Annotated in this window: 28 protein-coding genes; 20 read left to right on the plus strand and 8 right to left on the minus strand. The window is 66.5% G+C overall.

Annotated elements, in window-relative coordinates:
• Positions 1–8: 8 nt before the first annotated feature.
• Positions 9–1,262, minus strand: a complete 1,254-nt coding sequence (locus ACUTAG_RS10805) for a citrate synthase family protein (protein ID WP_148317255.1) — start codon at positions 1,260–1,262, stop codon at positions 9–11.
• 61 nt (positions 1,263–1,323) lie between these two features.
• Between ACUTAG_RS10805 and ACUTAG_RS10810 the strand changes: the two genes are divergently transcribed.
• Both ACUTAG_RS10810 and ACUTAG_RS10815 read left to right on the plus strand, forming a co-directional pair.
• Positions 1,324–2,529: a mandelate racemase/muconate lactonizing enzyme family protein gene (locus tag ACUTAG_RS10810; RefSeq protein ID WP_054516382.1), complete on the plus strand. Its 1,206-nt coding sequence runs from the start codon at positions 1,324–1,326 to the stop codon at positions 2,527–2,529.
• Between the two features lie 28 nt (positions 2,530–2,557).
• Positions 2,558–3,532 (plus strand): tripartite tricarboxylate transporter substrate binding protein, encoded by a 975-nt coding sequence (locus ACUTAG_RS10815; RefSeq protein ID WP_049054090.1) that lies wholly within the window; start codon positions 2,558–2,560, stop codon positions 3,530–3,532.
• A 30-nt stretch (positions 3,533–3,562) separates the two neighbouring features.
• On the opposite strand, the gene ACUTAG_RS10820 is transcribed toward ACUTAG_RS10815, so the two are convergent.
• Together ACUTAG_RS10820 and ACUTAG_RS10825 are read right to left on the minus strand one after the other, a co-directional pair.
• Complete coding sequence (locus ACUTAG_RS10820) at positions 3,563–4,618, minus strand: DUF72 domain-containing protein (protein ID WP_076467079.1); 1,056 nt, start codon at positions 4,616–4,618, stop codon at positions 3,563–3,565.
• A gap of 52 nt (positions 4,619–4,670) precedes the next feature.
• The gene (locus ACUTAG_RS10825; protein ID WP_148317257.1) at positions 4,671–6,131 is read right to left on the minus strand and encodes an amidase; all 1,461 of its coding nucleotides are present in this window, start codon (positions 6,129–6,131) and stop codon (positions 4,671–4,673) included.
• A 108-nt stretch (positions 6,132–6,239) separates the two neighbouring features.
• On the opposite strand from ACUTAG_RS10825, the gene ACUTAG_RS10830 reads away from it, so the two are divergent.
• The 3 genes from ACUTAG_RS10830 (at position 6,240) to ACUTAG_RS10840 (ending at position 8,902) form a co-directional block, all read left to right on the plus strand.
• On the plus strand, positions 6,240–6,848 hold the full coding sequence (locus ACUTAG_RS10830; RefSeq protein WP_053497083.1) for a TetR/AcrR family transcriptional regulator: 609 nt from the start codon (positions 6,240–6,242) through the stop codon (positions 6,846–6,848).
• 138 nt (positions 6,849–6,986) lie between these two features.
• Entirely contained in the window at positions 6,987–8,042 is a 1,056-nt protein-coding gene (locus tag ACUTAG_RS10835; RefSeq protein WP_392388246.1) for a hypothetical protein, read from the plus strand.
• Positions 8,030–8,902, plus strand: a complete 873-nt coding sequence (locus ACUTAG_RS10840; RefSeq protein ID WP_187378280.1) for a nucleotidyl transferase AbiEii/AbiGii toxin family protein — start codon at positions 8,030–8,032, stop codon at positions 8,900–8,902. Before ACUTAG_RS10835 ends, ACUTAG_RS10840 begins: the two co-directional genes overlap by 13 nt.
• A gap of 263 nt (positions 8,903–9,165) precedes the next feature.
• Here ACUTAG_RS10840 and ACUTAG_RS10845 read toward each other — a convergent pair whose 3' ends face one another.
• The 3 genes from ACUTAG_RS10845 to ACUTAG_RS10855 form a co-directional block, all read right to left on the minus strand.
• The gene (locus ACUTAG_RS10845; RefSeq protein ID WP_446650136.1) at positions 9,166–10,416 is read right to left on the minus strand and encodes a type II toxin-antitoxin system HipA family toxin; all 1,251 of its coding nucleotides are present in this window, start codon (positions 10,414–10,416) and stop codon (positions 9,166–9,168) included.
• Entirely contained in the window at positions 10,416–10,826 is a 411-nt protein-coding gene (locus ACUTAG_RS10850) for a helix-turn-helix domain-containing protein (protein ID WP_446650137.1), read from the minus strand. The genes ACUTAG_RS10845 and ACUTAG_RS10850 overlap by 1 nt, the downstream gene beginning before the upstream one ends.
• Before the next feature lie 87 nt (positions 10,827–10,913).
• Positions 10,914–11,885: an SDR family NAD(P)-dependent oxidoreductase gene (locus ACUTAG_RS10855; protein WP_446650138.1), complete on the minus strand. Its 972-nt coding sequence runs from the start codon at positions 11,883–11,885 to the stop codon at positions 10,914–10,916.
• Between the two features lie 91 nt (positions 11,886–11,976).
• Between ACUTAG_RS10855 and ACUTAG_RS10860 the strand changes: the two genes are divergently transcribed.
• A complete protein-coding gene (locus ACUTAG_RS10860) occupies positions 11,977–12,924 on the plus strand; it encodes an AraC family transcriptional regulator (protein WP_446650139.1) in 948 nt (315 codons plus the stop codon).
• A 254-nt stretch (positions 12,925–13,178) separates the two neighbouring features.
• On the opposite strand, the gene ACUTAG_RS10865 is transcribed toward ACUTAG_RS10860, so the two are convergent.
• Complete coding sequence (locus tag ACUTAG_RS10865) at positions 13,179–13,571, minus strand: MAPEG family protein (protein ID WP_068636803.1); 393 nt, start codon at positions 13,569–13,571, stop codon at positions 13,179–13,181.
• A 15-nt stretch (positions 13,572–13,586) separates the two neighbouring features.
• On the minus strand, positions 13,587–13,829 hold the full coding sequence (locus tag ACUTAG_RS10870) for an SRPBCC domain-containing protein (RefSeq protein WP_068636804.1): 243 nt from the start codon (positions 13,827–13,829) through the stop codon (positions 13,587–13,589).
• A 460-nt stretch (positions 13,830–14,289) separates the two neighbouring features.
• Here ACUTAG_RS10870 and ACUTAG_RS10875 point away from each other — a divergent pair, with 460 nt between their 5' ends.
• The 14 genes from ACUTAG_RS10875 (at position 14,290) to ACUTAG_RS10940 (ending at position 25,017) form a co-directional block, all read left to right on the plus strand.
• Positions 14,290–15,051: a hypothetical protein gene (locus ACUTAG_RS10875; RefSeq protein ID WP_446650140.1), complete on the plus strand. Its 762-nt coding sequence runs from the start codon at positions 14,290–14,292 to the stop codon at positions 15,049–15,051.
• Between the two features lie 110 nt (positions 15,052–15,161).
• Entirely contained in the window at positions 15,162–15,380 is a 219-nt protein-coding gene (locus ACUTAG_RS10880; protein WP_009461157.1) for an AlpA family transcriptional regulator, read from the plus strand.
• A gap of 41 nt (positions 15,381–15,421) precedes the next feature.
• Entirely contained in the window at positions 15,422–16,288 is an 867-nt protein-coding gene (locus tag ACUTAG_RS10885) for a ParA family protein (RefSeq protein ID WP_446650141.1), read from the plus strand.
• Complete coding sequence (locus ACUTAG_RS10890; protein ID WP_434028694.1) at positions 16,272–16,520, plus strand: hypothetical protein; 249 nt, start codon at positions 16,272–16,274, stop codon at positions 16,518–16,520. Before ACUTAG_RS10885 ends, ACUTAG_RS10890 begins: the two co-directional genes overlap by 17 nt.
• The gene (locus ACUTAG_RS10895) at positions 16,513–18,171 is read left to right on the plus strand and encodes a ParB family protein (RefSeq protein WP_446650142.1); all 1,659 of its coding nucleotides are present in this window, start codon (positions 16,513–16,515) and stop codon (positions 18,169–18,171) included. Before ACUTAG_RS10890 ends, ACUTAG_RS10895 begins: the two co-directional genes overlap by 8 nt.
• Positions 18,172–18,188: 17 nt before the next feature.
• On the plus strand, positions 18,189–18,749 hold the full coding sequence (locus tag ACUTAG_RS10900) for a DUF2857 domain-containing protein (RefSeq protein WP_446650143.1): 561 nt from the start codon (positions 18,189–18,191) through the stop codon (positions 18,747–18,749).
• Between the two features lie 2 nt (positions 18,750–18,751).
• On the plus strand, positions 18,752–19,948 hold the full coding sequence (locus tag ACUTAG_RS10905; RefSeq protein WP_446650144.1) for an STY4528 family pathogenicity island replication protein: 1,197 nt from the start codon (positions 18,752–18,754) through the stop codon (positions 19,946–19,948).
• Between the two features lie 125 nt (positions 19,949–20,073).
• Entirely contained in the window at positions 20,074–20,373 is a 300-nt protein-coding gene (gene relB / locus ACUTAG_RS10910) for a type II toxin-antitoxin system RelB family antitoxin (protein ID WP_009618210.1), read from the plus strand.
• The gene (locus ACUTAG_RS10915; RefSeq protein ID WP_019372855.1) at positions 20,360–20,647 is read left to right on the plus strand and encodes a type II toxin-antitoxin system RelE/ParE family toxin; all 288 of its coding nucleotides are present in this window, start codon (positions 20,360–20,362) and stop codon (positions 20,645–20,647) included. The genes relB and ACUTAG_RS10915 overlap by 14 nt, the downstream gene beginning before the upstream one ends.
• Before the next feature lie 28 nt (positions 20,648–20,675).
• Positions 20,676–20,867 carry a hypothetical protein gene (locus tag ACUTAG_RS10920; protein ID WP_446650145.1) on the plus strand — a complete coding sequence of 64 codons (192 nt, stop codon included), beginning with the start codon at positions 20,676–20,678 and terminating at the stop codon, positions 20,865–20,867.
• A 119-nt stretch (positions 20,868–20,986) separates the two neighbouring features.
• Positions 20,987–21,766: a PFL_4669 family integrating conjugative element protein gene (locus tag ACUTAG_RS10925; RefSeq protein WP_142096562.1), complete on the plus strand. Its 780-nt coding sequence runs from the start codon at positions 20,987–20,989 to the stop codon at positions 21,764–21,766.
• Positions 21,763–22,311 carry a DUF3158 family protein gene (locus ACUTAG_RS10930; protein ID WP_142096565.1) on the plus strand — a complete coding sequence of 183 codons (549 nt, stop codon included), beginning with the start codon at positions 21,763–21,765 and terminating at the stop codon, positions 22,309–22,311. Before ACUTAG_RS10925 ends, ACUTAG_RS10930 begins: the two co-directional genes overlap by 4 nt.
• Positions 22,308–22,691, plus strand: coding sequence for a single-stranded DNA-binding protein (locus ACUTAG_RS10935; protein ID WP_446650146.1), 384 nt, complete (start codon positions 22,308–22,310; stop codon positions 22,689–22,691). Before ACUTAG_RS10930 ends, ACUTAG_RS10935 begins: the two co-directional genes overlap by 4 nt.
• Before the next feature lie 295 nt (positions 22,692–22,986).
• Positions 22,987–25,017 (plus strand): DNA topoisomerase III, encoded by a 2,031-nt coding sequence (locus ACUTAG_RS10940; protein WP_142096568.1) that lies wholly within the window; start codon positions 22,987–22,989, stop codon positions 25,015–25,017.
• The last annotated feature ends 663 nt before the right edge of the window (positions 25,018–25,680 follow it).

The following is a 25,680-nucleotide window of genomic DNA, read 5'->3' on the forward strand; positions in this document are numbered from 1 at the left end:
AACGGCACCTAGTCCGGCACGTAGCGCGCCCGGGGCCGGATGAGCAGCGGCGAACTGTACTGCTCCAGGGCGTGCGCGTTCCAACCGACGATTCTGCTGACCACGAAAATGCGCTCGCACGCGTCCGTCGGCAGGCGCAGCAGATGCGTGACCGCGGCCAAGGCAAAATCGTTCTTGGGCAGCAGGCCCTGACTGGAGTGGGCAGCATGGAGCAGTCCGTCGATGCGCGCCATATCGCGGCCGGACGCGATGCCCCGGAGGTCATCGAGAAGGGCCGTCGCGCGCGGGTCGCCCTTGGGATAGAGCGGATGGTTGAAGCCCGGCAACGCCTGGCCTGTCGCCACGTGGGCGGCCACCAACGCGGCTGCTTCCTCGCCGCGCAATGTCGCGCCAGTCAAGGCCATCACCGCCGAAAAGTTCGCGTGTTTGACGCCGCTGGCCGCACAACAACCCGCAAGGGTGGCGGCATAGGGCGATGCCATGGTCGAGGCGACGCAGCGCAACGCGAAGCTGGACGGATTCAGCTCGTGGTCGGCGTGCAGCACGAGCGCGCGTCGGATGATGTCGGCCGCGCCGGCCGGCACGCCCCAGGCGCGCGCCATGGCCTCGTGTATCGCAGCGCCATGCAGCTCATCGCCAACCGCGAGGATCGCGCCGGCGCGCAGGATGCGGCTGGCGTGCCTAAGCTGCTCGTCGCGGCTCAGCGCCTCGCGCACGTGCAGCCGATCCATGTTCGTGAGCAGCCATTGATGAAAGCGCGGCAGAAAGCGCTCGCCGCCCGCGCCGGCGTCCTCCGCCACATCCGCGCGGCCCGTCTCGGGCAGGCTATCCACGTCCCAAAGCAAGGCCGCCGTCTGCTCGAGCGTGGCGGTCGCGCTGAAAGCGATGGCGTCCTGGCCGCGAAACCACGGTCTGCCGGCCTTGATGGCGCAGACCTGGCTGTCCATCACTGGCAATCCGAAACTGAGCGAAGCCCGCGCGGCGCTGCCCGCGCTGCGGCCGCGATCGCGCTTGCGCGCGTATTCCTCGACCTCCGCCCTGTTGTACTGGCTGTTGCCCGTGACGGGATCGATTACGCGGCCGATGCGGCCACGGCTGACGTAGGAGTAGAGCGTGCGCAGGGATATCCCGAGCAACTTCGCCGCCTCATCGGATCCGATCAGCGGAATCCGCTTTTTTTCGCGGGATATGTGGCTTTCCATGCATTGATTCGGCGAATCTACGTTGACCCGAATAGTGTGGCCGATAAGATCGTCGAACACAACACAGCGAGGCTTCGTGCCTCGGTCCCATCAATGCGATCACGGCGGAGGAGCCCACGGCATGCGCAGCCATTCAATCATCCTGGAAACTCGAAAAACAGGCGCGGCCGCCCGCGTCGCGGACGTAAGCCTGCACGTGGCCGGCGTCGCGCCGCGGTCGAACTGGAGCTTCCTGAAGCTCATCATGGACGACGGTCGCCATGGCTGGGGCGAGCTGACGTTGCGCGCCCATGAGGGTGCGATGAGTGCCATCCTGGCACGCTTGATGCCGTCTATCCGCAACCTGACGCTGGACGAACTCGCCACGCTTTGCAAAGCCTACCCCGGCATGCCCGCAGGGCGCGCGGGCAATGCGGTTATCAGTGCGCTGGATCAGGCCAGCCTCGACCTCGCCGGCCAGTATCTGGACCTGCCAATCTGCGATCTGTGGGGCCGAGCCGATCGCACGCCGCTGCGGTCCTACGCGACCGTCAATCGCAGTGTCAGGGAACGCACGCCGGCGGGTTTTGCCCAAGCCTGCAAGGCCGCCGTCGGCGCAGGCTTCCAGGGCATCAAGATCATGCCGTTCGATGCGGTGACGCCGCGGACGGCATCGTCCGCCGAGGGCGTGGCGGAGGCCGCGCGCGCCGTGCAACGCATCCTGGCGGTGCGCGACGCGATCGGGCCGGACCTGCCGCTGATGGTCGACTGCCACTGGCGCCTCGATGGCGACGCCGCCAGGCGCTTCATCGATGATTTGTCCGACGCCCGCCTGCATTGGCTCGAATGTCCCGTACCGGAGTCCCCCGAATGGCACGACAGCATCCGCGCGTTGCGCAGGCATGCGAACCATGCCGGCATGCGACTGGCCGGCGCCGAGAACATCATCGGCGTGGCCGGCGCATTGCCTTTCGTGGCGCAAGGGCTGTACGACGTCATCATGCCGGATATCAAGTACTGCGGCGGCTATGGCGAATTCGCCCGCATCGCCGCCTTGGCGGCCGGTCACGATATCGCCGTCTCGCCGCATAACCCTTCGGGCCCGGTGGCCCATGCGCACACCGTGCATGTGTGCGCGGCGCTCGGCATCACCGAGGCGGTCGAACAGCAGTTCGCCGAGTCGCCGTTGTTCGAGACCGGTGTGCGCGGCAACGCGTCCGTGCTGCGCGACGGCCATTTCCGCGCGAGCGCCGAACCCGGCCTGGGGATCGTCGTCGACGAGGCCATCCTGGACGGCCACCCGCCCGGCGACGTCGCGCTGTCGCTGTTCGACCCCAGCTTCGCTTGACGCACCGGACAGGGTGCAGGAGACACACATGAACGAACGACGCAAATTCCTCACAACAACGATGGTCCTGGCGGCTGGCGCTGCGCTACGGCCAGCCTGGGCGGCTGCGGGATACCCCGAGCGGCCGATACGGTTGGTCGTGCCCTATGCGCCAGGAGGCGGCTCCGACGTGCTGGCGCGCGTGGTGGCGCGCGGCCTGACGGACAGGCTGGGCGTCAGTGTGGTGGTGGAAAATCGCGGCGGCGCAGGCGGCGCCATGGGACTGGAGGCGGTGGTACGCTCGCAACCCGACGGCTACACCCTGGTCCTGCTGTCCACCTCGCACGCCACCAACGGCGCGGTAATGCGGCTGAACTATGACGTTGTCAAGGACACCAGCGCCGTGGGGATGATCGCGTCCGGTCCCTGGTTGCTCGTAGCAGGAAAGGAAACCGGCTTCACCCGCCTGGCGGATCTGCTGCGCGCGGCGAAAGAAAAACCCGGCAGTCTGAACTACGCCAGCTCGGGCACCGGATCGTCGACGCATCTGGCCACCGAGCTGTTCGCCCGCAGAGCCGGAATTTCGGTCTCCCACGTGCCATACCGTAGCACCGGTCTGGCCTTGACCGATCTGCTGGCCGGTCGGGTTCAGTTCATGTTGGCGAGCACGGCGTCGGTGACCCCCTATGTCCGCGATGGGCGGTTGGCGGCCTTGTGCGTATCAACCGAGAACCGCAGCAGCCTGTTGCCCGATATCCCGACAGCGCCGGAGGCCGGCGTTCCAGGATTCTCCGCGACCTTGTGGCATGGCCTCTCGGCGCCAGCGGGAACCCCGGACGCGGTGGTCAGCCTGCTCAACGCACGCTTGTCCGAGGCGTTGCAAGCGCCCGCGCTGCGGGAACAGTTCGCCAGGGAAGGGCTGGAACCCAAATCCTCCACGCCCCAGGCGTTCGCCGGGCTGGTAGCCAGCGAAGTCGAGATGTGGCGAGAGGCTGTCAAGACAGCGGGTATAAAGCCGGAATGACGGCCTTGGCGCCGAGTCTGCCGTCCAGCCCTACCCCGCAATGGCCTGGGCCAGTTGCTGAATGGACAGCGGCGCGCAGCCCTCGGCGTCATTGCTGACCGTCACGTAGGCCGGCTGGCCCGCGCCCGTAATGCCGCGGATCGTGCGCGCCAGCGCCGCGCGCGTGGGAAGATCCTCGCTGAGCAGGGCATTGAACGGATCATGCTTCTTCTGCGCGTCGGCATAACCGTATGCGCCGAACACGCGGTTCAGGTTCCAGCGGCAGACCAGCGGCCCCGGCCAGAGCGCGCGCAGCATCGGCAGTTGCGCGTCGATCGGTGGCATCTTGCCATGCAGCCCCAGGCAGAACGTGGCCCCATGCGCCTTGAGCGTGTCGACCAGCGCCTGACCCAGCAGTTCCGGGTCGCGCACTTCCACGGCGACGATCACGGCATCATGCGCGGACAATGCCTCCCGCACGGCGGCCAGCATGCGCCCCAGTTTTTCGAACAGCGATGCCGAGCGGCTCAACATGCCCAGAGGCAACGGACTCAGTTGGAACACCAGCACACCGAGCTTGGCCCCCAGGCCTTCGAGCGCCGGGCGCACGAATTCCTGGACAGCCACCGACGGGTCGAGGAAAAGCGGATTGGCCTGCCGCGTCCTGCCTGCTTCGCCACGCACCTGGGCATCGGTAACGCTGGCGGGGCATTTGACGACGAAACGGAAATCCTCATCGACCTGCCCCGCATAAGCGGCGTACTGGCTCGCCGTCAACGGCTGCCAGAACGTGCGGTCCACGCAAACGGTGCGCAGAAGCGGATGCCGATGATAGGCGCCCAGGCCATGCCTGGACAGCGTGCTCGAATCGTATTCGCCGTCCCAGACCAGTCCTTCCCAGCCGGGGTACGACCAGGTGGAGACGCCAAAGCGCAACTGCGCCGGCAACTGCCCCGCGAGCGCGCTCCATTCCTGCCCCGCAGGCGCGGGCAGCACCCTGGCCATGCTCCGGAGGGCGGAAAGGTCGGGATTGGCACGAGACGCGGCCTGATCCGGCGTGTTGGCCGGCGGCACGGGCAGCGCATCGCCGAAAAGATCGTCTTGCATACTTGTGGTTCTGGCACGGGGATGGGCTATAGGGTACTTGAATCGCGCCGGCTCACTCGTTCACCGTCGACGCCCACACGCCGGGCTCCCGCCCCGCCCAAGGCAGGCTGCGCTCCAACTGGCCGGCCACCTGGAACAGCACATCCTCGTGGCCGGCCGGCGCAACGAACTGCATGCCAATCGGCAGGCCGGTCGCGGCGTCCTGGAACAACGGCACCGACATGGCCGGCAATCCGGCGGCGTTGAACACCGGGGTGAACGGCGAATTGCCGAAGACGCAGTCGGTCCACTGGTGGCCGTCCATCGTGTCGGCGCCGGCGGCATAGGTCCCCAACGCCGGAGCCAGTTCAGGCAGCGTGGGGGTCAGCAGCAGGTCGTAGCGCGAGAAGAACGCCGCCACGCTGCGGGTCACGGCATTGCGCAGATCGAGGGCATGGACCATCTCGATGGCGCCGATCCCGCGCCCCGTCCGATAGACCGCGAGCGTCTGCGGCTCCAGGGTTGCCAGGTCGGGCCGGCGCCCCATGGCGCCCGCGATGCCGTCGATCCATGCGGCGATATTGGCGGACCACAGCACCGAGCTGGCATGCACGAACGCCTCCCAACTGACGCCCAGCGGCGCCTCGGCCTCTTCGACCTCGTGGCCTAGCGAGGCACACAGCCGCACCGCCTCGGCCAGGCGCTCCAGGACGCACGCCTGGGTACGCCTGCCTCCCCACGCCTGCGGCATGACGCCGATGCGCAGCTTGCCCGGCTCGATGCCGACTTGCGCCAGGTAACGGCCAGCCGGCGGCGCAATCGCATACGGCTCGCCATCCGCCGCGCCGTGCACCGCGTCCAGCAGCGCGGCGCTGTCACGCACCGAACGGCTGACGCCAAGCTGGGCCGCCAGGCCGTTGATGGCCTCTTCCAGCGCGAGCCCATTGGAGACGCGGCCGCGCGTCGGCTTGAGCCCGAACACGCCGCAAGCCGCCGAGGGAATGCGGATCGAGCCGGCCGCGTCGGTGGCATGGGCCAACGGCACGATGCCGGCGGCAACCGCCGCCGCGGCGCCGCCGCTCGACCCGCCGGAGCCGTGGGCCACATTCCAGGGGTTGCGCGTCGGGCCGCACAGCGTGGATTCGGTCGTGCCGCTCCAGGCGAACTCGGGCGTGGCGGTGCGCCCCAGGGTCACCAGCCCGGCCTCGCGAAAGCGCCGCATCAGCAGCGAATCGGCCGCCGCCGTGAAGCCTTGCGCCAGCCGGCTGCCGAACTCGTTTTTCCTGCCGGCCATCGCGACGCCCACATCCTTGATCAGGAAAGGGACCCCCGCGAGGGGCGAATTTCTTTCCCGCGCGGGGGCAACGTCGGCCAGGTCCGGCGACCAGCTTTCGATCACCGCGTTGATCCGCGGGTTGAGCTGCGCGCACGCTTGCAGCGCCGCGTCGGCGAGCTCACGTGGACTCACCTCGCCATGCGCGACGAGGCTGCCCAGCCCGATCGCGTCGTACTGCACGTACTCCGAGAGCTTCATTACGGTTTCCTATCGACCAGGGGTGGCATAGAATCGCCACTGAGTGATACTGATCAGTATCAACGGAACCCGAATGATGATACCGACCAGTATCATCGTCAAGCACCCATGAAAAGAAAACAGAGCGACAACCAGAACGAGGCCACTCCCGCGCCGCGCGAACGCCTGCTCGCGGCGGCCGGCGAGCTGTTCTACAACGATGGCATCCGGGCGACCGGCGTCGATGCCATCGCCGGCCGAGGCAACACGACGAAGATGGCGATCTACCGCCATTTCCAATCAAAGGATGTGCTGGTGACCGAATGGCTGCGCCAGGTGATCGACGACTACTGGCGCGCGCTCGATGCCATCGAGGCCGCGCATCCGGACGATCCCCGCGCGCAGATCCTTGGATGGGTCGCCTATTTTTCGGACGAAGCGCGAACCTGGTCGCACCGCGGCTGCGCGTTCATCAACTCGATCGCGGAGCTGCCCGACCCGGAACATCCCGGCCGCAAACTGATCGAGGAACACAAGGCGCGGCAATGGCGGCGGCTGGCCAGCCTGTGCGAGCGGGCGGGCCTGGCGTCGCCTGAAGACGCGGCGAGCGAACTCACGTTCCTGTTCGAGGGCGCGCAGGTGTCCGCGCAGAACCGCTCAATCCGCGACGCCGACCGGCAGTTGCGGCGGATCGTCGATGCCGTCATCGCACGGCAGGCTACGGTTGGTCGTCGGTGAATGGAGCGGGTGAAGGGAACAAAATTTCACTTTATGAATGAGTTTCAGCAGACGCTGAAATCCCATTAAGAATGAAATCTTGACCACGGTTTTCAATAAATATGGTACTTTCAGCGAATGATGAAAGAGGATCATCCAATGAAAGAAGCGGAGGCCCGGGCTGGTGAGGCGCTGCGGTGGGTCCTTGAAAAGATCCCGATCCTTCAGATAGAAGGCATCGAAGCCGTATCCGGTGATTGGGAGCCGGACTTGACCGCTCGGCTGCTCGTCAACGGCCAACGGCACCTGCTTATCTGCGAATACAAATCGAACGGGCAACCGCGGTACGCCCGGTCCGCGTTGCTGGAACTGCGGAACTACGTTGCGGAGCGAGCTCCCGAGGCAACGCCTGTCTTCATCGCTCCCTACATCTCGCCCGCGGTGAGGCGGTTGTGCGAAGAGAAGGACGTCAGCTATCTCGACCTGGAGGGCAACGCCCGGATCGCTTTTGGCGGCGTATTCATCGAGCGCATGGTGGCGGACAAACCGGTGGCCGAACAACGCGAACTCAAATCGCTGTTCAGGCCAAAATCGGCTCAGGTTCTGCGCGTCATGCTACGCGAACCCGACCGTGCATGGCGCGTCACCGAGTTGTCGGAAATTTCCGGCGTCAGCCTGGGGCACGTCAGTAATGTACGCACCGGCTTGATTAATCGGGAATGGGCACGCGCCTCGAACGATGGCCTCATCCTCTCGGAACCCGATGCACTGCTGGACGCATGGCGAGACAGCTACACCGCACCGTCAGGTGAACATCTGCGGTTCTACACACCCCTGCATGGCAGCATGTTCGAAAACGCGGCCCGTACCGCGCTGCGCGCTGACGACGGTCCTGGACGTGCTGCTTTCGCATCGTTCTCGGCAGCGCAGTGGCTTTCGCCCTACGGTCGTACCGGCACACAATACTTCTTCGCCGACGAGGATGGCCTACGCAAGCTTCAGTCGGCGCTGGAGCTCGCGCCTGCCGCAAAGGGCGAGAACGTGGTCATCATCGTGCCGAAGGACATGGGATTGCTTACCGACACCGTTGAACCTGCGCCGGGCGCAGTCTGCACGAGTCTGGTTCAAACCTACCTCGACCTCTCCATTGCCGGCGAACGCGGCGCCGAGGCCGCCGACCACCTGCGCAAGGAAGAGCTTTCATGGCCCAAATGAAGCCATCTCAGGAGCCACAATCGGCCGCCGAATATGACGACCGCACGACCGCGGCCGTGAAATCCGTGCTGATCGAAATCGGTCAGATACTTGGCAGCTTCAAAGGCAAGTTTGCCATCATCGGCGGGGCAGTACCCTGGTTGCTATTGGCCAACGAGGACATGCCCCACGTCGGCACGCTCGATGTGGACGTTGGTCTGGATGCAGAAACGCTCGGCGACGGTGAGTACGCAACCTTGATCGGTGCGCTTCAGAGCCACGGATACACCCAGCGCGACGGGCTTCGGCGCTTCCAGCTGGTTCGCCAGGTTCCCGCGCGAGATGACGGGGAGGCGATCGACATCGTGATCGATTTCTTGATGCCGCGCGACGCGGAGATCGTCAAGAACACCCCTCCCCTGATCAGCGACTTTGCCGTACAACGGGCCGACGGCGCTGACTTGGCGATGCGGTTCTATCGGCTGGTGGCGGTGGAGGGCTCAATGCCGGACGGAGGGACCAACCGCGTAGAGATCGCGGTGTGCTCCATCCCTGCCCTATTGGCCATGAAAGGTCATGCGCTGGCGGGCCGCTACAAGCAGAAGGATGCCTACGATATCTACTACTGCGTGCGGAACTACCTTGGTGGCATCGAAGCGCTGGCGCAAGAATGTCTCCCTCTACTGGAACACGCAAGCGGCGAGCGCGGGTTTCGACACATCGCCGACAAGTTCGATGCCTTCGAGGGATACGGCCCCACCTGCGTGAGGCGCTTCGTCGAAGACACGCATGCGCTGGGAGACCGCACACCCGAACAATGGCAGCAGGATGCATTCGGGCAGATCGATGCGCTGCTGCGCGCGATGGCGCTGCGAACTTGAGTCATGACCGCAGGGGCCAGGCACGAACCTCGCGGCCTGCCGGAGCCTCCGATCACTGCACTGAAAGACGCTGCCTTACCAGGAACTCAAACGGTAATTCAGGTTGGAGCATCATGCGAGAGAGAGGCAGCTCACGCGGATCTGGACGTCAGTAGCCGTCCTGGCATTCTTTGGAATGGAGCGGGCGATGGGAACATCACGCCGCACTCAAATCGTTGATTGATAATGGGTTTATTCCGTTGGCGCTACGGAATCAGGCCAGATTATGTACCAGCCCCGCCCTCTTGGGCAAAGGCCGGCTCGAAGTCCAGCATGTCGGTGCCGCGCATGCCCAATCCCCGGGCCAATGCACGCCAGCCCGCCACGGCCTGAGCCACTTCGCTCCAGATCGCCTGCGCCTGCGCAGCATCCAGCCTGAAGTACGCCGCGGCGGCCATCAGCATGTCCCGGCTATCGATGACGCCAGTGTCCTCGGTCAGCCAGGTCTTGCTCTCGCGACGGTCGCCCGGCATCGGGTTCAGGTCGAAGGCCGGCGACAGGCGCCAGCCGCGCTGGCGTGCGTCGTACAGGAAGCCGGTGTTGCGCAGGTGATCGTCGGTGTTGCAGATCAGGAAGTTGAAGACCAGCCGGCGCCACAACTCATGGATGTCGGCGATCGGATCGGCGCCCGACTGAAGCAGCACATCCACCAGTTCGGTGTAGGCATGCGTCGCATCGCGACCATCGGACTGGAGCATCGTCGCGGCCGACACGTAGGGGATGCGGCCGCCATCGTCGGTGCGATCGAAACGCCGGATGACGGCGACCGCCGTGCCGCCGATCACTTCCACGCGCGCCGGTGCCGCGCGGATGCCGGCCTTGGCCGCCAGTTGCATGGCCAGCACTTCGCCCCGGATCACGTCGCGCCGATCCGCCTGGCTGGGAAACTTGCCGACCGCCAGGCGTCCATCGGTGTCCCGCACCGTGGACTTCGGCCTGGCACCACCCAGCGACGTGCCTTGCCCCAGCAGGTAGCGCAGGTCCTGCGCGCTTTCCGTTCCGTCTTCCAGGGCGCGGGCCGCGTGCAGCACCTTGTCCAGTTCCACCAGGGGCGGTACGTGCCGATTCGCTCTGCCGGCACGCAGGTAGGCGCCGGCTTGCGGATCGAACAGGCGCAGCGCGCCGACGCGCGCCTCGTCGTCCACCCACATCACGAAGTCCACCGGGTCCAGTGCAGGCGTATCGCGGTCTTCCTGCCGCAGCTTCGCATGGGCGCGCCGGATCACGCGCTCTCCCCAGGCGTCGGGCGCGGTGTCCTCCAGCGCGAGGAAGAACACCTGACGGGGATGCTGCACGCCGGCCACCGGCTGGAGATCGGGCGACAGCGTGAAGAAACGGGCATCCCGAAGCCAGCCTTCGTCGTAGCTGAACGCGCTGCGCCGGCCGCTGCCAAGATGCAGGCGCCCCACGACCAAGCCACTCGCCCCCAGGTGGACTTCGAGGTCGCCGCGCCTGGATGGCTTACTCGTTGCCATCAGAAGCCCTCCAGGTCATCGGCAGGCGCGGGCGCATCGTCTTTGTCAACGACGGGGGCTGCCTGCCGCTTCCTGCCGGCAGAGGTGCGTACCCGCTGCGGCAATTGCTCCCGTACCAGTTCGATGCCGAGCGCATCCTTCTCCAGGGTCATCGCGCTTGATAGGTCATCGAGCCGGCCCAGCACGTGCAGCGCGCGCAGGAAGGTGTGCAGCGCGGTGCCGGGATAGCCATCTTCCATGCGCCTGACGGTGCTCAGGGACGTGCCGATGCGCTGCGCAAGGTCTTCCTGGCTCAGGCGCCGCATGCGCCGCGCCGCCGAGATGTCCTGCCCCAGGCGGCGCAGCGCACGCGCGACAGGCTGCGGCATCGCCACCTGCGCACCAGAGCGCTTTTGCTCGGAAGAAGACATCTTTTAGGGCCTCAAATATGAGCGTATTTTTCAAATAAGCATCCATATTTGAATTCATATTCGACGACAGGTCAACCAATGCGCTGGCTACATGAAGCGAGCCGATGGCTCTCCCGTCAGGCGAAGGGTTTCCAGCCACAGCGCCTCGGCCAGGTCCGGGTCTGCGGCATAGGGGCGAACGCCGAACCGGCCCTCGGCTTCGACCGGAGCGATGTCGCTGTCCTCGCAGTACACCCCGCCGATCCCTTCCAGTTCCGGCGCCGTGGCGCACCAGACCATGGTCGCCGCGCCCTGGGCGAAGTTCTTCTTGTCGTTGGCCGGGTCGATCAGGGGCGTGCCATCCGGGTTCAACGCACCGTAGGCTTCCAGTTCCTCGCGGCTGGCATGGCGGGCCAGGTTTCCGAGGATCGAACCTGGATGCACCGAGTAGGCGCGGATGCCGTGCTCCCTGCCTCGCGCATCCAGCGCCACCGCGAAGAGAGCATTGGCGGTCTTCGATTGGGCATAGGCCGCGATCTTGTCGTAGGGCCGGCGGGTGAAATCCAGATCGGTCAGGTCGAATCCGGGCAACAAATGCCCACGCGAGGACAGCACCACCACCCGTGCCGTGCCGGCCGCCTTGAGCACCGGCCAGAGTGCGGCCGTCAGGCGGAAATGTCCCAGGTGGTTGGTGGCGAACTGTCCTTCGCGCCCTTCGGCATCGCGGAACAACGGCGTCGCCATGATGCCGGCGCTGAGAACCAGCAGGTGCAGCGATCGGCCGCTGGCGAGGAAGCCCTCGGCGAAGGCACGGATCGAGGCGGGGTCGGTCAGTTCCATCCCGGCCACTTCGACCCGGGCGAGCCCGGCCAGCGCCCGGCGCGCAGCGTCCACGTTGCGCGCCGGAACGATGACACGGGCACCGAGGCCCGAGAACACACGAGCGGACTCCAGCCCAAGGCCGGACGCACCGCCAGTGACCACCACGGTCTTGCCGGATAGGTCGATGCCGCGGGCGACTTCTTCGGCGGTAGTGAAGGGTGTGAAAGGGGTGCCGAGCGGCTTTTGCATCGGGTTCATCGTTCATCTCCTGATCTTGACGGAGAGATGATTACCCGCGCCGGCCGGATCATCTATGCTTTAAATTCTCATATTCTGTTCAGATCATCCTATGCCCCTGCCTGATGAGCCACTTTCGCAACTGCTGACCCTGACCGGGGTACAGGCGGCCGTCTCGACGGGGCTCCGGGCGCGGGGGCTGTGGGCACTGCGGGTCGCCCCGCTGCCGACGCTCAAATGCAACGTGATCCGCCGGGGCGAATGCGGGCTGGAGGTGGCCGGTCAGCGCTGGGCACTGAAGACCGGCGACTGCTTTCTGGTCGCGCCAGGCAGACCGTTCACGCTGGGTACTGATCTCGACCGGCTGGCGCAACCGGCGCAGGACGTCTTCGCCGGTTGCGAGAACACCCTGATCGCGCAGTTCGACGCGGGACCCGGACCGGAATTCCTGTGCCTCGGCGGGCGCATGGATTTGCCACCGGCCGCCGCGCTGCTGATCGATGCCCTGCAATCGGTAACGGTGATTCCCGGCGACAGCCCAGTGGCGCGGAGGATCGGCTGGCTGCTCGACCGGCTGGAGGAAGAGTGCCGCACGCAGGCGCCGGGATCGGCGGCCATGGCGACTCACATCATGCAGATCGTATTCATCGAGTTGATCCGGGCCTTGCCGGCAACCGCTGCTCGCGGGTGGTTGGCAGCACTGGCCGATCCGCGTATCGGGCCGGCACTTCGCGCCATTCACCGTGAGCCGGACAGAGCCTGGCGGCTGCAGGATCTGGCGGAGGTCAGCCATCTGTCGCGATCGCAGTTCTCGGCCCGGTTTCGGCAGACGGTGGGGCAGGCACCGATGGACTATCTGCTCCATTGGCGGATGGCGCTCGCGCGCCAGGCCTTGTCACGCCCCGGGGCCACGGTCGAGTCGGTGGCGGATGAACTGGGCTATGCCTCACCAAGCGCCTTCGGCGTGGCCTTCCGCCGCGTCACCGGCACCACCCCGCGACGAGTAGCGCGCGAGGTGACGCGCCAGCCGCGCCGGACGACCTGCAGCGACACAACCTGATCGGCCTGAACTACGCGCGCGCTGCCAGCGACGGCCAGGCCCTGCGCCGCCTAGCCGTGGCCGGGCTGGGGCTGGCGCGGCTGGCCACATTCCAGGCGCGCGAAGACATCGCCGCTGAGCGGCGGCTGCCAGTGCTGGAGGACTGGAGTCCCGGCGGCACCGTGGAGGTGCATGCCGTATTCATGGGCCAAAGGCGACTACCCGCCCCTGCGGGGGCGTGCCTTCCTAGACTTTCTGGTGCCGCGCGTGCGGTTCTAGCGCAAAAGCAACATGCCTGACGCGACCGCCAGCACGGTCCAAGTCGCCATCATGGCCGGCGCCCTGAGCGCGTACTGCTGAAGCGAGCCCTCGGGCGCCGTCATCCCGAAGGGATGGACGAGCCGGGCGGCGAGCAGCGCGATCAGCAGCGCATGCACCGTCCAGCGCTCGGCCCCGAGCACTTCGTTGAGGCCCACGAGCAGCAGCGCCAGCGGCACATACTCGGCGAAGTTCGCCTGGATCCTGATCCGGCGTCGCAGCGACTCGTGTCCGCCGTCCCCGTGGTGCGCCTTGAATTGCGCCCTTCCAATGGATACCCAGATGGAAAGAACGAGAAAGAGAATGCCGAACCAACCGGCATAGCAAGCAGTCAGAGTGGGCGGGTTCATGTGGGCTCCTGGGTGTCAGGCCGGGGGCGGCGCAGGGATGAAAAATGGCGCTCCCGTCTCGACCGGCGTCTTCAGCCGCGACAGCACTTCGGGCCAGCCGCCGCGCACGGCCTGGCTGGTGGCGGTGGCGCCGCCGAAATCGTCGTGGGTGAGCACGAGCTTGCAGGCGTCGTCACCCGCGGGAAGGATATCCCAGGTCACGCGCGAGGGTCTGTCCGCCGCCACATCGTCCGACCAGCGGGCGCTGAAGCTGTGCACCAGCCGCGGGGGGATCGATCATGCTTTCTCGATCTGGAGGCAGACCTCTCGCGTCTTGCCCGAAACCTCGCCGCACTCCGTCGAGGCGGCATCGCCACACCTGTTTCCGCCCACACTGCGTCTGCTGATAGACCGTCGCTGTCTTGCACGCCGGTAACGCCCAGGCTCGAACGCAAGAAGACCGAATCCGTCTTTCGCCGCGATGGCGTCTGTAGCAAAACCTCGTTATCGAGCCATCCTGCCATGTGCAGTCAACCGCTTGAAGCATACCGCCACGCAGAGGCTCGGTGCTGGTGGACAAGCGCCATAGCGACAGGCGGCTGCTCTGGTGAACATCCGTCATCCTGGCCTTTCCCACAAGCCAAGCCGCCACCGTCTCGCGCCGTGAAGGCGCGTCCCGGCAGCGATTCCAATCAACGAGGGAAGCAGATGTCCTGAATCCGGTTACCAGGGAGCAGCCATGAGAAAGTCATTTTCTTCCGGCGCCCACGCCAAGGTCTTCTACCGTCCAATCGAGGCGGCCATCCAGTGGGCAGGGCTGTCGCGTTTCGAGCGTCGCATCCTCGATGTCGCCAAGGGGATGAACCGCTTACCGGAGCACCCCGAACTGGCACGCTGGCCACAGCTTCGCCTGAACGCGGAACGGATCCACGACGCACTGGTGCATCTCGACCTTCCCTACGGCAAGGACGGCATCACGAGCAACGACCCCGCCTTGCTCGATGACCCCAGCCTCACGATCCGACATGTCGATCTGAAGGCCTGGATGATCCGCTTCTATCCCGACCAGCGACCGGCCTTCCTGTTCGATGCCTTCGAGCGTCACCTGCATCCGGCCGTCAGTGTCGATGCTGTGCAGGCACTGGTCATGGATCGCGAGGCATTGAAGCTCCAGCTTGCCGACAGGGTGCAAGCCTGGGATGCGCTCTATGCCCAGTTCCAGACGCTCAGCCAGGAGCACCAGGCACGTACGGAGCGCGAGAAGCGTTCCGGGGTGCCGGGCGCCCGCAGTGAGTCCACCTACCTGAACATCGTTGGCGGTCTTTTGACCCTGCTGCTGGGCAAGTCGCCCAATGGCGTTCCCTATTCGTCCTTCGAGACGCTGGAATCGGTCATCAGTGCGCTGGTTGCCCATTACGGCGACAAGTCCGGGATCAGCGAGCGAACGCTGTGGGCGAAGTTTTCGGCAGCCAGGCGTCATCTCGCCACCCAGGACCGCTGACTGCAAGTGCAGACGGCGTGTCTGCACTTGCGGTGACCGCGCAGGGACCGCGCTATTGAATACGGGGCACGTCCATCACCGCCGCTACACAGCGCCAAGGAGTGTCCCTCGTGACTGCCCAGACCATCGCCACCGCGACGCCGAACGAACACCGCATCCTGCGCCGCGCGGAAGTCGAGGCCAAGACCGGCTTCAAGCGCGCCCACATCTACAACCTGATCAAGGAGGGCAAGTTTCCCAAGCCCCTGCGCCTCGGGGTACGCGCCATCGGCTGGGATTCGGTGGAGATCGATCAGTGGATCACCGATCGACTCAGGGAACGGGCGTGAGCCCGTGCTCCCTCGAAGTCCCTTCCACGAGGAGTCGTGCCATGCAGGTGGTATCCATCATCTCGACCAAGGGTGGCGTCGGCAAGACGACCACCGCAGCGAACCTGGGCGGCTTCATCGCCGATGCAGGGCTACGCGTGCTGCTGCTGGACCTGGACGTGCAGCCCACCTTGTCGAGCTACTTCACGCTCGGCACGCATGCGCCTGCCGGTATCTACGAGATGCTGGCCTTCAACGAGCAGCGTATCGAACAATTGGCTTCGCAGACCGCTGTGGCAGGTCTCGACCTGGTGGTGTCGAACGACCACCGCGGCGAACTGAACACACTGCTGCTGCATGCACCCGACGGGCGCCTGCGCCTGCGTCACCTGCTTCCCTCGCTGGCGTCGCACTACGACCTGCTGCTGATCGATACCCAGGGAGCGCGCAGTGTGCTGCTGGAGATGGCGGTACTGGCCTCCAGCCTGGCGCTGTCGCCGGTGACACCGGAAATCCTGGCGGCGCGTGAGCTGAGGCGCGGCACGCTGCAACTGATCGAGGACATCGCTCCGTATCGGCACCTCGGCATCGAGCCGCCACCGCTGCGCTTGCTCATCAACCGTGTGCATCCGGTTTCGTCGAACGCCCGACTGATCCAGCAGGCCCTGCGACAAGTCTTCCAGGCGCACGCTGGCATACAGGTCCTGAACACCGACGTCCCGGCCATCGAGGCCTACCCACGTGCCGCAACACGAGGACTGCCGGTGCATCGCGTCGAGTACCGGCAGCCGGTGGGCCGCACTGCACCTGCGGCGTTGGAGACGATGCGTGCGCTGGCTGGCGAGTTGTTCCCGGCATGGCGGGAGCGCTTCGCGTGCGTTACCGGCAAAGGTCACGCAGGGGGAACCAGTCATGGCCAACGCGCATGAACTGGCCCGCGGCCATGCGCGGCTGCGCGCGCTGATCGAGTTCGCGCTGGGCGAAGGCTGGCACGTGAAACGCACGCGCGGCGGGCACCTGATGTTCACCAAGCCCGGCTGCGCCGCGATCTACACCAGTTCGACCGCGAGCGATCATCGCGCCAGCCGCAACGCTCGCGCGCAGCTTCGCCGCGCCGCTCGACAAGCACCGGCGGCATCTCGGGAGAGCAGCGATGGCTGATCCGACGCCGCAGGACATGGCCGCCAAGCTGCTGGCCACCGGCTTCGAACGCAGCGGTCCTTCGGCCGCTGCCCTGACCGACCCCATCGCCGATACGCCGATGGTGGTGACGCTGGACGAGTTGCGTCCCTATGAACATGACCCACGCGTGACGCGCAACCCGGCCTACGAGGAAATCAAGGCCTCGATCCGCGAGCGCGGGCTGGACGCACCGCCCGCGATCACCCGCCGGCCGGGCGAGGCGCACTACATCATCAGGAACGGTGGCAATACGCGGCTCGCCATCCTGCGCGAACTGTGGAGCGAAACCAAGGAAGACCGCTTCTTCCGGATCGCGTGCCTGTTCCGCCCGTGGCCGGCGCGCGGCGAAATCGTGGCGTTGACCGGGCACCTGGCCGAGAACGAACTGCGCGGTGGGCTGACCTTCATCGAGCGCGCCCTGGGCATCGAGAAGGCGCGCGAGTTCTACGAGCAAGAAAGCGGCCAGGCGCTGTCGCAAAGCGAACTCGCACGGCGGCTGACGGCCGACGGCTATCCGGTGCCGCAGTCGCACATCAGCCGCATGAACGATGCGGTGCGCTACCTGCTGCCGGCGATACCGAACCTGCTCTACGGCGGCCTGGGACGACATCAGGTGGAACGGATCGCGGTACTGCGCAAGGCGTGCGAGCGCACCTGGGAGCGGCGTGCGCTGGGCCGCACGGTGGCCGTGGACTTCGCCACGCTGTTTCAGGATGTGCTGACGCGGTTCGACACGCAGCCGGATGACTTCTCGCCGCAGCGGGTGCAGGACGAGTTGGTGGGCCAGATGGCCGAACTGCTGGAGGCGGACTACGACACGCTGGCGCTGGAGATCGACGACAGCGAAAGCCGCCAGCGTGCGCTGACCAGCGAACCGGCGGCGCTGACGCCTCCGGCAGCGCCTGTCGTGCCTGCTGCTACTTCCGCACCGGTCTCCGAGCCTCAGCGGCCACCCGCCTCGTCTGTGCCGCGCGACACCACGCCGGTCGCGCCTTCGGCGCCAGCAGCAACACCGCCTGCATCGCCCGAAGCGCCGGAGGACCAGCACGGACCACGCGACGAGCGCCTGCAAGGGCACATCGTGACACCGGCACCGACCACCGAGCGCCTGCAGTCCATCCAGCGGATGGTCGCGGACCAGCTCGGCGACAAGTTGCCCGACTTCGAGGCCGATGCGCTGCGTGCGATCCCCGTGCAGGTCGGCGGGCTCTATCCCATCTCGGACGTCTGGTACATCGAGCCGGGGCTGGACGCGCCGGATCGCCTGCGCGTGCACATTGCGCAGTTTGCGCGCGAGATCGCCGAGGAAGCGGCGGTCAGCGACCACATCGAGGCCAGCGTCGGCGGCATCGGCTTTGTCTGCGTGGCGCCGGCCGTGGGCCAGGCAAAGGCGCTGCCTGCGTTCGCGCGGGCGGTGCTGACCCTGCTGCATGTGCTGAGTGCGGCTCCGCCCTCCGCGAACGGATTGGACCGCGCGCGGCTGGCCGACGAGTTGGCGGCGCTGCTGCATGGCCACGGCGGCTCGGCCACACGCCTGAGCGATGCTGCGCTGGTGAAGCTGTTCCGTCTGCTGCGCCTGGCGCGCCGGCTGCTGGATCTGGAAGCCGGCGTAGCGAGCCAGGATTCCTGAGCGCAGGAGGCTCCCGCATGTCGGCACCGCACCCACTCAACCAGGCCGTGATCGCCCAGGCCCTGCATGACCTGCGCAACGGCCAGTTGCGCCGCTGCAAGGCCATGGGCTTCGGCGAGGAGGAACTGGATGCGCTGAAGCACCCCGAACTCGTGAGCATGCTGGTGAATGCCACGGTGTCGTGGTGTTCGGTGTCGGTGAACCGGGAAGTGTTGAAGCGGCTGCTAAGCCAGGTGCACGACGTGGAGCGGGAGATCGCCACGGTGGACCGCATGCTGCGCCTGGGGGCGAGCACGGAGATGGTCAGCAAGTTCTACGGCCTCACGCATCAGGAAGTGGCGCTGCGCCGCGACATCCTCGGGCTGCCCAAGCGCAAGGGCCGGCATCCGGTGCTCGACGAGACGCAGGACGTGGCCTTGTGGGAGCGCTGGAAGGCCGGCGTCGCCGAGCGCCATATCGCCCTGACCGACGACATGGCGATGCTGGCGCTGACCATGGATCTGGCCGAGGCCATGACCCTGCCCATGTCGGTGATCTGGTCGGCGATACGGAACTGGATCGACCAGGGGCTGGTGTAGCCATGACGACGGCCGGCGCACCACGGCGCGAAGGCCCCGTTGCGCTGTCGGCGTTGTTCGACGAGGCGCTGCGGCACCTTGAGCCGAAGGAACCGGCGCAGGGCACGGCGCCGAGCCAGGACGGCTTTCTCTACAGCGGCAACCGCCATGAGAGCGTGCCGCGCAGACTGTTCCTCGACCGGCGCCTGACGCCGCTGGAGCGCAACGCCTGGCAGGTGTTCCGCCTGCAGCTCAGCGACGACGGCGTGACAGCCTTTCCCACCTACGACCAATTGCGCCCCTACCTGGCCTCGATGCCCTGCGCGGCGCAGGCATCGCACGAGACCGTGGCGCGCGCCCTGACGCTGCTGCGGCTGACGCGCTGGCTGAGCCTGGTGCGACGGCGGCGCGACCCGAAGACCGGCCGCATCCAAGGCAACCTCTATGTGCTGCACGACGAACCGCTGTCGCCCTTCGAGGCGATGCAGCTCGATGCCGACTACCTCGGCCTGGTCAGCCAGGCGCTGACCCATGCCGCCAAGGCGGTACAGATCGTGGGCATGAACACACTCAAGGAGATTGCCGAAGACCCGCTGCTCAGCGGCCGCACGCTGCCGACCCGATTGCAGGTGCTGGCGCAGCGCATGGCGCTGCATGGCTGGACGACGCCAGGTTATCCACAGGAGGGTGCGGACCACGAATCCGAAGAAGGCCAGGAAGCCCTGCTTCGGAATGGCACGCGCCCGTCTTCGGAATCCGAAGCGGGGCTGGAACCCGCGCAGGACGGCCATCTTCGGATTCCGAAGGAGGACCGTACAGTACGTATGAATCGTATAAATAAAGAAGTACGTACAGTACCGCGCGCGAGGGCCTTGCAGAACCTGCGGCTACCCGAGCGCTTCCTGCGCTTGAAGGACGAGCAACAGGCCGGTGCGCTGGTGGCGCTGCAACAGGTGGACGAGGCCCAGCGGCAGGCCGTGCTCGACGAATGGGAGGCACGCTGCCGCAACAGCGCTGTGCGCAACCCGGCCGGCTATCTGTTCGGCATCGTGCAGAAGGCGATCCGTGGGGAGTTCAAGGCCTGGGCGGGCGACAGCGCCACGGTGCCGCCTGCTTCCCGTCCACCCGCGCCGGCACCGGCGCCATCGGCACCGCCGGTATCCCCCGAAGTGGCGCGCGCCCACCTGGCGCGGCTGCGGGCGGCCCTGCGCGACCCGTGACCGGCCGAGCTATCCCCAGGGGATAGCTGGGACAGGGAGCCTTCCGGCGGGCAATCCGGCCACTCCCTTGTCAAGGTCTCAATTGAGATACAAAATAGGGCTAATGCATAACAGGAGAAGCAACGATGGCCGCACAGACTTCGATGCTGCACATCCGTGTGGACGACAAGCTCAAGGCCGATGCTGCCGAGAAGCTCGCCGGGGTCGGCCTCACCGTTTCGGACGCCGTACGCATCCTGCTGACCCGTGTGGTCAAGGAAGGCGCGCTGCCGGCTGGCCTCACGGCCGATCCGGAGGCCTACGATGCCTGGTTCCGGGCGAAGGTCCAGGAGGCGCTGGCCGACACACGGCCGCCGGTGCCGCACCAGCAGGTCATGGACGAGGCGCAGGCCCTGATCGACAGGAAGCGGCGTGCGCGTACTTGAGTGGCGCGAAGCTGCCCGCGCCGACCTGCTGGCGATTGTTGACTACATCTCGGACGACAACCCCGATGCCGCGCAGCGGTTGAAGGACGACATCGAGGCCAAGGCCGCGAAGCTGCCGGAGCGCCCGAAGCTCTACCGGCCTGGCCGCGTGGCCGGCACGCGGGAAATGGTCGTGCGCTCGAACTACGTGGTGGTCTACATGGAAGACGCTCGCGCGGTGTCCATCCTGCGCGTGTTGCACGCCGCGCAGCAGTGGCCGCCGGCACGGGAGTGAAGGCGGTTTTCCTCACAGGAGATTTGCCATGAATGCCAAGGAGCCTGAAGCAGCCAAACTCAAGGCGCTACAGGAAGCAGCCTGCATGGGCTGGGCCGACATCGCCGCCGGCTGCCATGCCGATGTCGCCGACGACCAGTTCGAAGGTTTCATTGCACAGTTGGAACAGCAGGCGGCGCCTGGCGTCGCCACCCGCCGCGAGGCTATCCCCAGGGGATAGCTGGGACAGGGAGCTTTCCGGCGAACAAACCGGGCGGGCCTTGGATACGGTTTCTTGACTGACGGCCTTCCGACCGGTGCCGATGCTGGCGACTCCGTTCCCCTACGCGAGTCGCCCACATGGCAAACGAACCCCTGCAACTGAATCTCGGATCGCTGCGCAGCGCGATGTCGCTGACGCTGCACACGCACCACGCCTCGCGCATCTGGCATGGCCGAGTGCCAGCGGAAGGACGCCCCGGCATCATCGGTCTCAACGGCTTCATCAGCGCGATGAACAAGATGAAGCGGGGTTCGGAGCAGGACGACCCCTACAGCGACTGGTGGATGCTCAGGGTCGAGGACAAGCTGGCCGATACCAAGACCCGCCTGCAGGCGCTGCGCGAGCAGGTGGACCAGGCGCTGGCCGACGTGCCGCCGGCACTGTCGCTGGGCGAGAACATGAACGTGCAGCCGGTGAAGCTGCCGCTGTTCGTCAACGCGCAGCTCGGCTTCATGGCGGTGTACTTGCTGGCTGACTACGATGACTTGGCACGCAAACTCATCCTGGCGCACCACACGGCGCTGATCGACCGCAGCACCCTGGAGCGCTGGCTCAATGATGGTGCGCACGCGCTGCGCAGCCTGTTCTCGCTGGCCCAGCAGTACCGCTACTCGGGGACGACACGCGACGACTTCGCGGCGAAGAACGCCGCGGCGAGAGCAGCATTGGAGAAGTTCGGCGAGCTGCCGCAGGACGTGTTGGAAGGCACGCGCCGCTCGCGCTTCGCGCCACCGATCGCGCGGCGGACAACCAAGCCCGGCACGCCGTCTGCTGCGCCTGCCATCGAGCCCGATGCGCCGGTTCCCACGGACGGCGCAGCCGATGGTGCAGCGGGCGACAAGGGGACTGGCGCATGACCGCATCGCCCCCCATCCGCCACTCCACGCGCTTCGTGGCGCTGGAACAGACGGACTTCCAGCGGCTGGAACACGCAGGCTACCTAAAAGGCCTTTTACAGCCTTTTAAGGGTAAGGGGAGTCTGGAGACCTGGGCCAGCCAGTGCGCAGCGCTGCGCGACGACGTGATTGGCCTGGCGCAGCGGCGCGTGCTGCCCCAGGCGCGCGCCTACCCCTTCAGCCTGCTCGACGTGCAGCTGGCCCAGCAAGCCACTGGCGCAGGGACGACCTTCCTGCGCTGGCGCAACCTGGACCGTTCCTCCATGGGCGTGGCGTTGTGGGAGGCCCTGCTGGCCAACCCCGCGACGCCGGCCTCGCTGATCGACGAGCTGTACGCGATGGAACTGCAGCGCATCGTGCTGAACATGCAGATCAGCCTGACCCACAGCATCGCTCGCCAAGCCCTGGAATGCGCCAACAAGGCCGCGCAGGCCGAAGCGGCTTACCTGCGGCGTGTCCACGGGCATACCGCCTCCGTTCCACCCACCACCAAGGAGTCACCATGAGCACGCAATTCGTCGGCGAGGGCAACATCGGTTCTGCGCCGGACTACCGCGAATTTCCGAACGGCAACGACGAGCCGCGCCGGCTGCTTCGCCTGAACGTCTACTTCGACAACCCGATCCCGAAGAAGGACGGCGAGTACGAAGATCGCGGCGGCTTCTGGGCGCCCGTGGAGCTGTGGCACCGCGACGCCGAGCACTGGAAGACGCTGTACCAGAAAGGCATGCGGGTGCTGGTCGAGGGCCGCACCGTGCGCGACGAATGGGAGGACGCCGACGAGAACGAGCGCGTAACGTTCAAGGTCGAGGCGCGGCGCGTGGGCATCCTGCCGTACCGCATCGAGTCGGTGGCGCTCAGCGCCAAGCCTGCCGGCGGACAGTAATTCGCCCATCGCCGTTCCCCCGAGGGCGGCTGTAGCAACCGTCATACGCCCGCGATGCACCAGCGAGCTATCCCCAGGGGATAGCTCCAAGGTCGTCCACGGAGTTCCAGCCGCCCTCCCGAAACAATGCTCTTGCTGCGCCAGCTCCTGCGGTCTATGCGTACGGCTGCTGCAACGGACCGCCTGCCGATCAAAAAAGCGGTGTCTGCATCAATCGGCTTCCTTGCTGCCGGCATCTCCTGGCCCCGCCAAGCTGACGCCCATCAGATGAACCCCACATTTCCAAGGAGGCTTCATGCGCGTGTTCCTGTGCGAGAAGCCGTCCCAGGGCAAGGACATCGCCCGTGTGCTGGGCGCCAGCCAACGCGGCAACGGCTGCTACAGCGGCGCCGGCGTCGTCGTGACCTGGTGCATCGGTCATCTGGTGGAGACGGTTCCACCCGAAGGCTACGGCGAGCAATACAAGCGCTGGGCCATCGAGCAACTGCCCATTCTTCCTGAGCGTTGGCGTGTCGAGCCCAAGGCGGCGACCGCAGCGCAATTCAAGGTCGTTCAGCAACTCGTCGCCAAGGCGGGCGAGCTGGTGATTGCGACCGACGCCGACCGCGAGGGCGAGATGATCGCCCGCGAGATCATCGACCTGTGCGGCTACCGCGGGCCGATTCAGCGCCTGTGGCTGTCGGCGCTCAACGATGCGTCGATCCGCAAGGCGCTGGGTGCGCTCAAGCCGTCCGCCGAGACGCTGCCGCTGTATTTCTCCGCACTCGCCCGATCGCGCGCCGACTGGCTGATCGGGATGAACCTGAGCCGCCTGTTCACCCTGCTGGGGCGCCAGGCCGGCTATACCGGCGTGCTGTCGGTGGGCCGCGTGCAGACGCCGACGCTGAAGTTGGTCGTCGATCGTGATCGCGAGATCGCGCGCTTCGTCTGCGTACCGTTCTGGGCCATCGAGGTTGCGCTTTCGCATGCAGGCCAGTCCTTCGTCGCTAGCTGGACGCCGCCGCAAGGCAGCGGCGACGATGCGGGCCGCTGCCTGCAACAGCCGGTGGCTCAGCAGGCCGCCGAGCGACTGCGCAAGGCCGGCTCCGCCCAAGTGCTGTCGGTCGAAACCGAGCGCGTGCGCGAAGGCCCGCCGCTGCCGTTCGACCTCGGTACCTTGCAGGAAGTCTGTTCCAAGCAGTTGGGCCTCGACGTGCAGGAGACGCTGGACATTGCCCAGGCGCTATACGAGACGCACAAGGCGACGACGTATCCGCGCTCGGATTCGGGCTACCTGCCCGAGAGCATGCTGGCCGAGGTGCCGGCCGTGCTCGACAGCCTGGTCAAGACCGATCCCAGCCTGCGGCCGCTGATCGACCGCCTGGACCGCCAGCAGCGTTCGCGAGCCTGGAACGACGGCAAGGTCACGGCACATCACGGCATCATCCCCACGCTGGAGCCGGCCAATCTCTCGGCGATGACCGACAAGGAGTTGGCCGTCTACCGGCTGATCCGTGCCCACTACCTCGCGCAGTTCCTGCCGCATCACGAGTTCGACCGGACGGTGGCGCAGCTCACGTGCGGCGGGCAGTCGCTGGTGGCGGTGGGCAAGCAGATCGCGGTGGCCGGATGGCGCCAGGTGCTGGCGGCGCCGGCCCTTGACGACACGGACCGGGACGATGCGCAGCAAAGCCAAGTGTTGCCGCCGTTGAAGACTGGCGATGCCTGTCAAGTCGGTCAGGTCGAGCTGAAGGCATTGAAGACGCTGCCGCCCAAGCCCTACACGCAGGGCGAGCTGGTCAAGGCCATGAAGGGCGTCGCCAAGCTCGTGACCGACCCGCGCCTGAAGCAGAAGCTGAAGGACACCACGGGCATCGGCACCGAGGCGACGCGCGCCAACATCATCAGCGGGCTGCTGGCCCGCGGCTATCTCTTGAAGAAAGGCCGCGCCATCCGTGCATCGGATGCGGCCTTCACGTTGATCGACGCCGTGCCGGCGGCCATCGCCGACCCGGGGACCACGGCGGTGTGGGAGCAGGCACTGGACATGATCGAGGCCGGCCAGATGACGCTGGACACCTTCATCGCCAAGCAATCGAGCTGGGTCGCCCGGCTCGTGCAGCAGTACCGCGGCGCCACGCTGGACCTCAAGCTGCCGCCCGCGCCGGACTGCCCGCAGTGCGGCGCCCCGATGCGCCAGCGTAGCGGCAAGAGCGGCGCGTTCTGGTCGTGCAGCCGCTACCCGGACTGCAAAGGTACGCAGCCGGTCGAAGATGCCCCGGCAGGCAAGCGCGGCGCATCCGGTCGCACCTCCAGGACACCGCGCCGGCGCCCCAAGGCGAACTGACGCCCACGTCTCCCGCTGCCACGCCGGATCTTCCCGACGGCGGGGCAAACCTCCCGCGCCCCGCGGGACTCCCCAGCGCGCGTTCCCTTCTGCAACGGTGTGCGCGTCCTGCACAGGCCTCACGGCTGGCAGGGCGAGAAGGTCATTGCTCCGTCGAATCGCGCGCAACGCGGTTCCTTTGATCCAGGTTGTTCCGTACATCCGCGAGCGGTCTCCTGACGCCTTGGCCCGCAAGGCTGCGAGGTGCCAGGAGACCGCTTGCGGTCGACGGTATTCGGTGCCGGTGCCCGCCGGCGGAACAACGGGTTCCCTTTGTGTGCGGATGCACGCCAGAGGATGCCGGCTCCAGCCACGAAACGGGCCGGGTGAGATTGCTGACGCAGCGAATGGCTTTGACGACGGCCTGGCCTGCTTGCAGCCCACAGGTGGATTGATTCTTCTCCAGCCGAAGCCCTACGGGGCTTCGGCGCCTTTGTCGTGGGCGGAAGGATCGTGCACTGCTGCTGCCGGCAGTGCTCGGGCCAAACCGGACGGCGCGCGGTTCCGTTTGATCGGCGACGGTGCGCCGCCGCGCTTCCATCCTTTCCGCATGTGTCGCTGACGGTCGTCAGCACCATGCCCTGGCAGCTCCGGTCTTCAAGGCTGCAACGCGCCTCGCCGCGT

Source organism: Achromobacter sp. CSND-B12 (genome assembly GCF_052906545.1).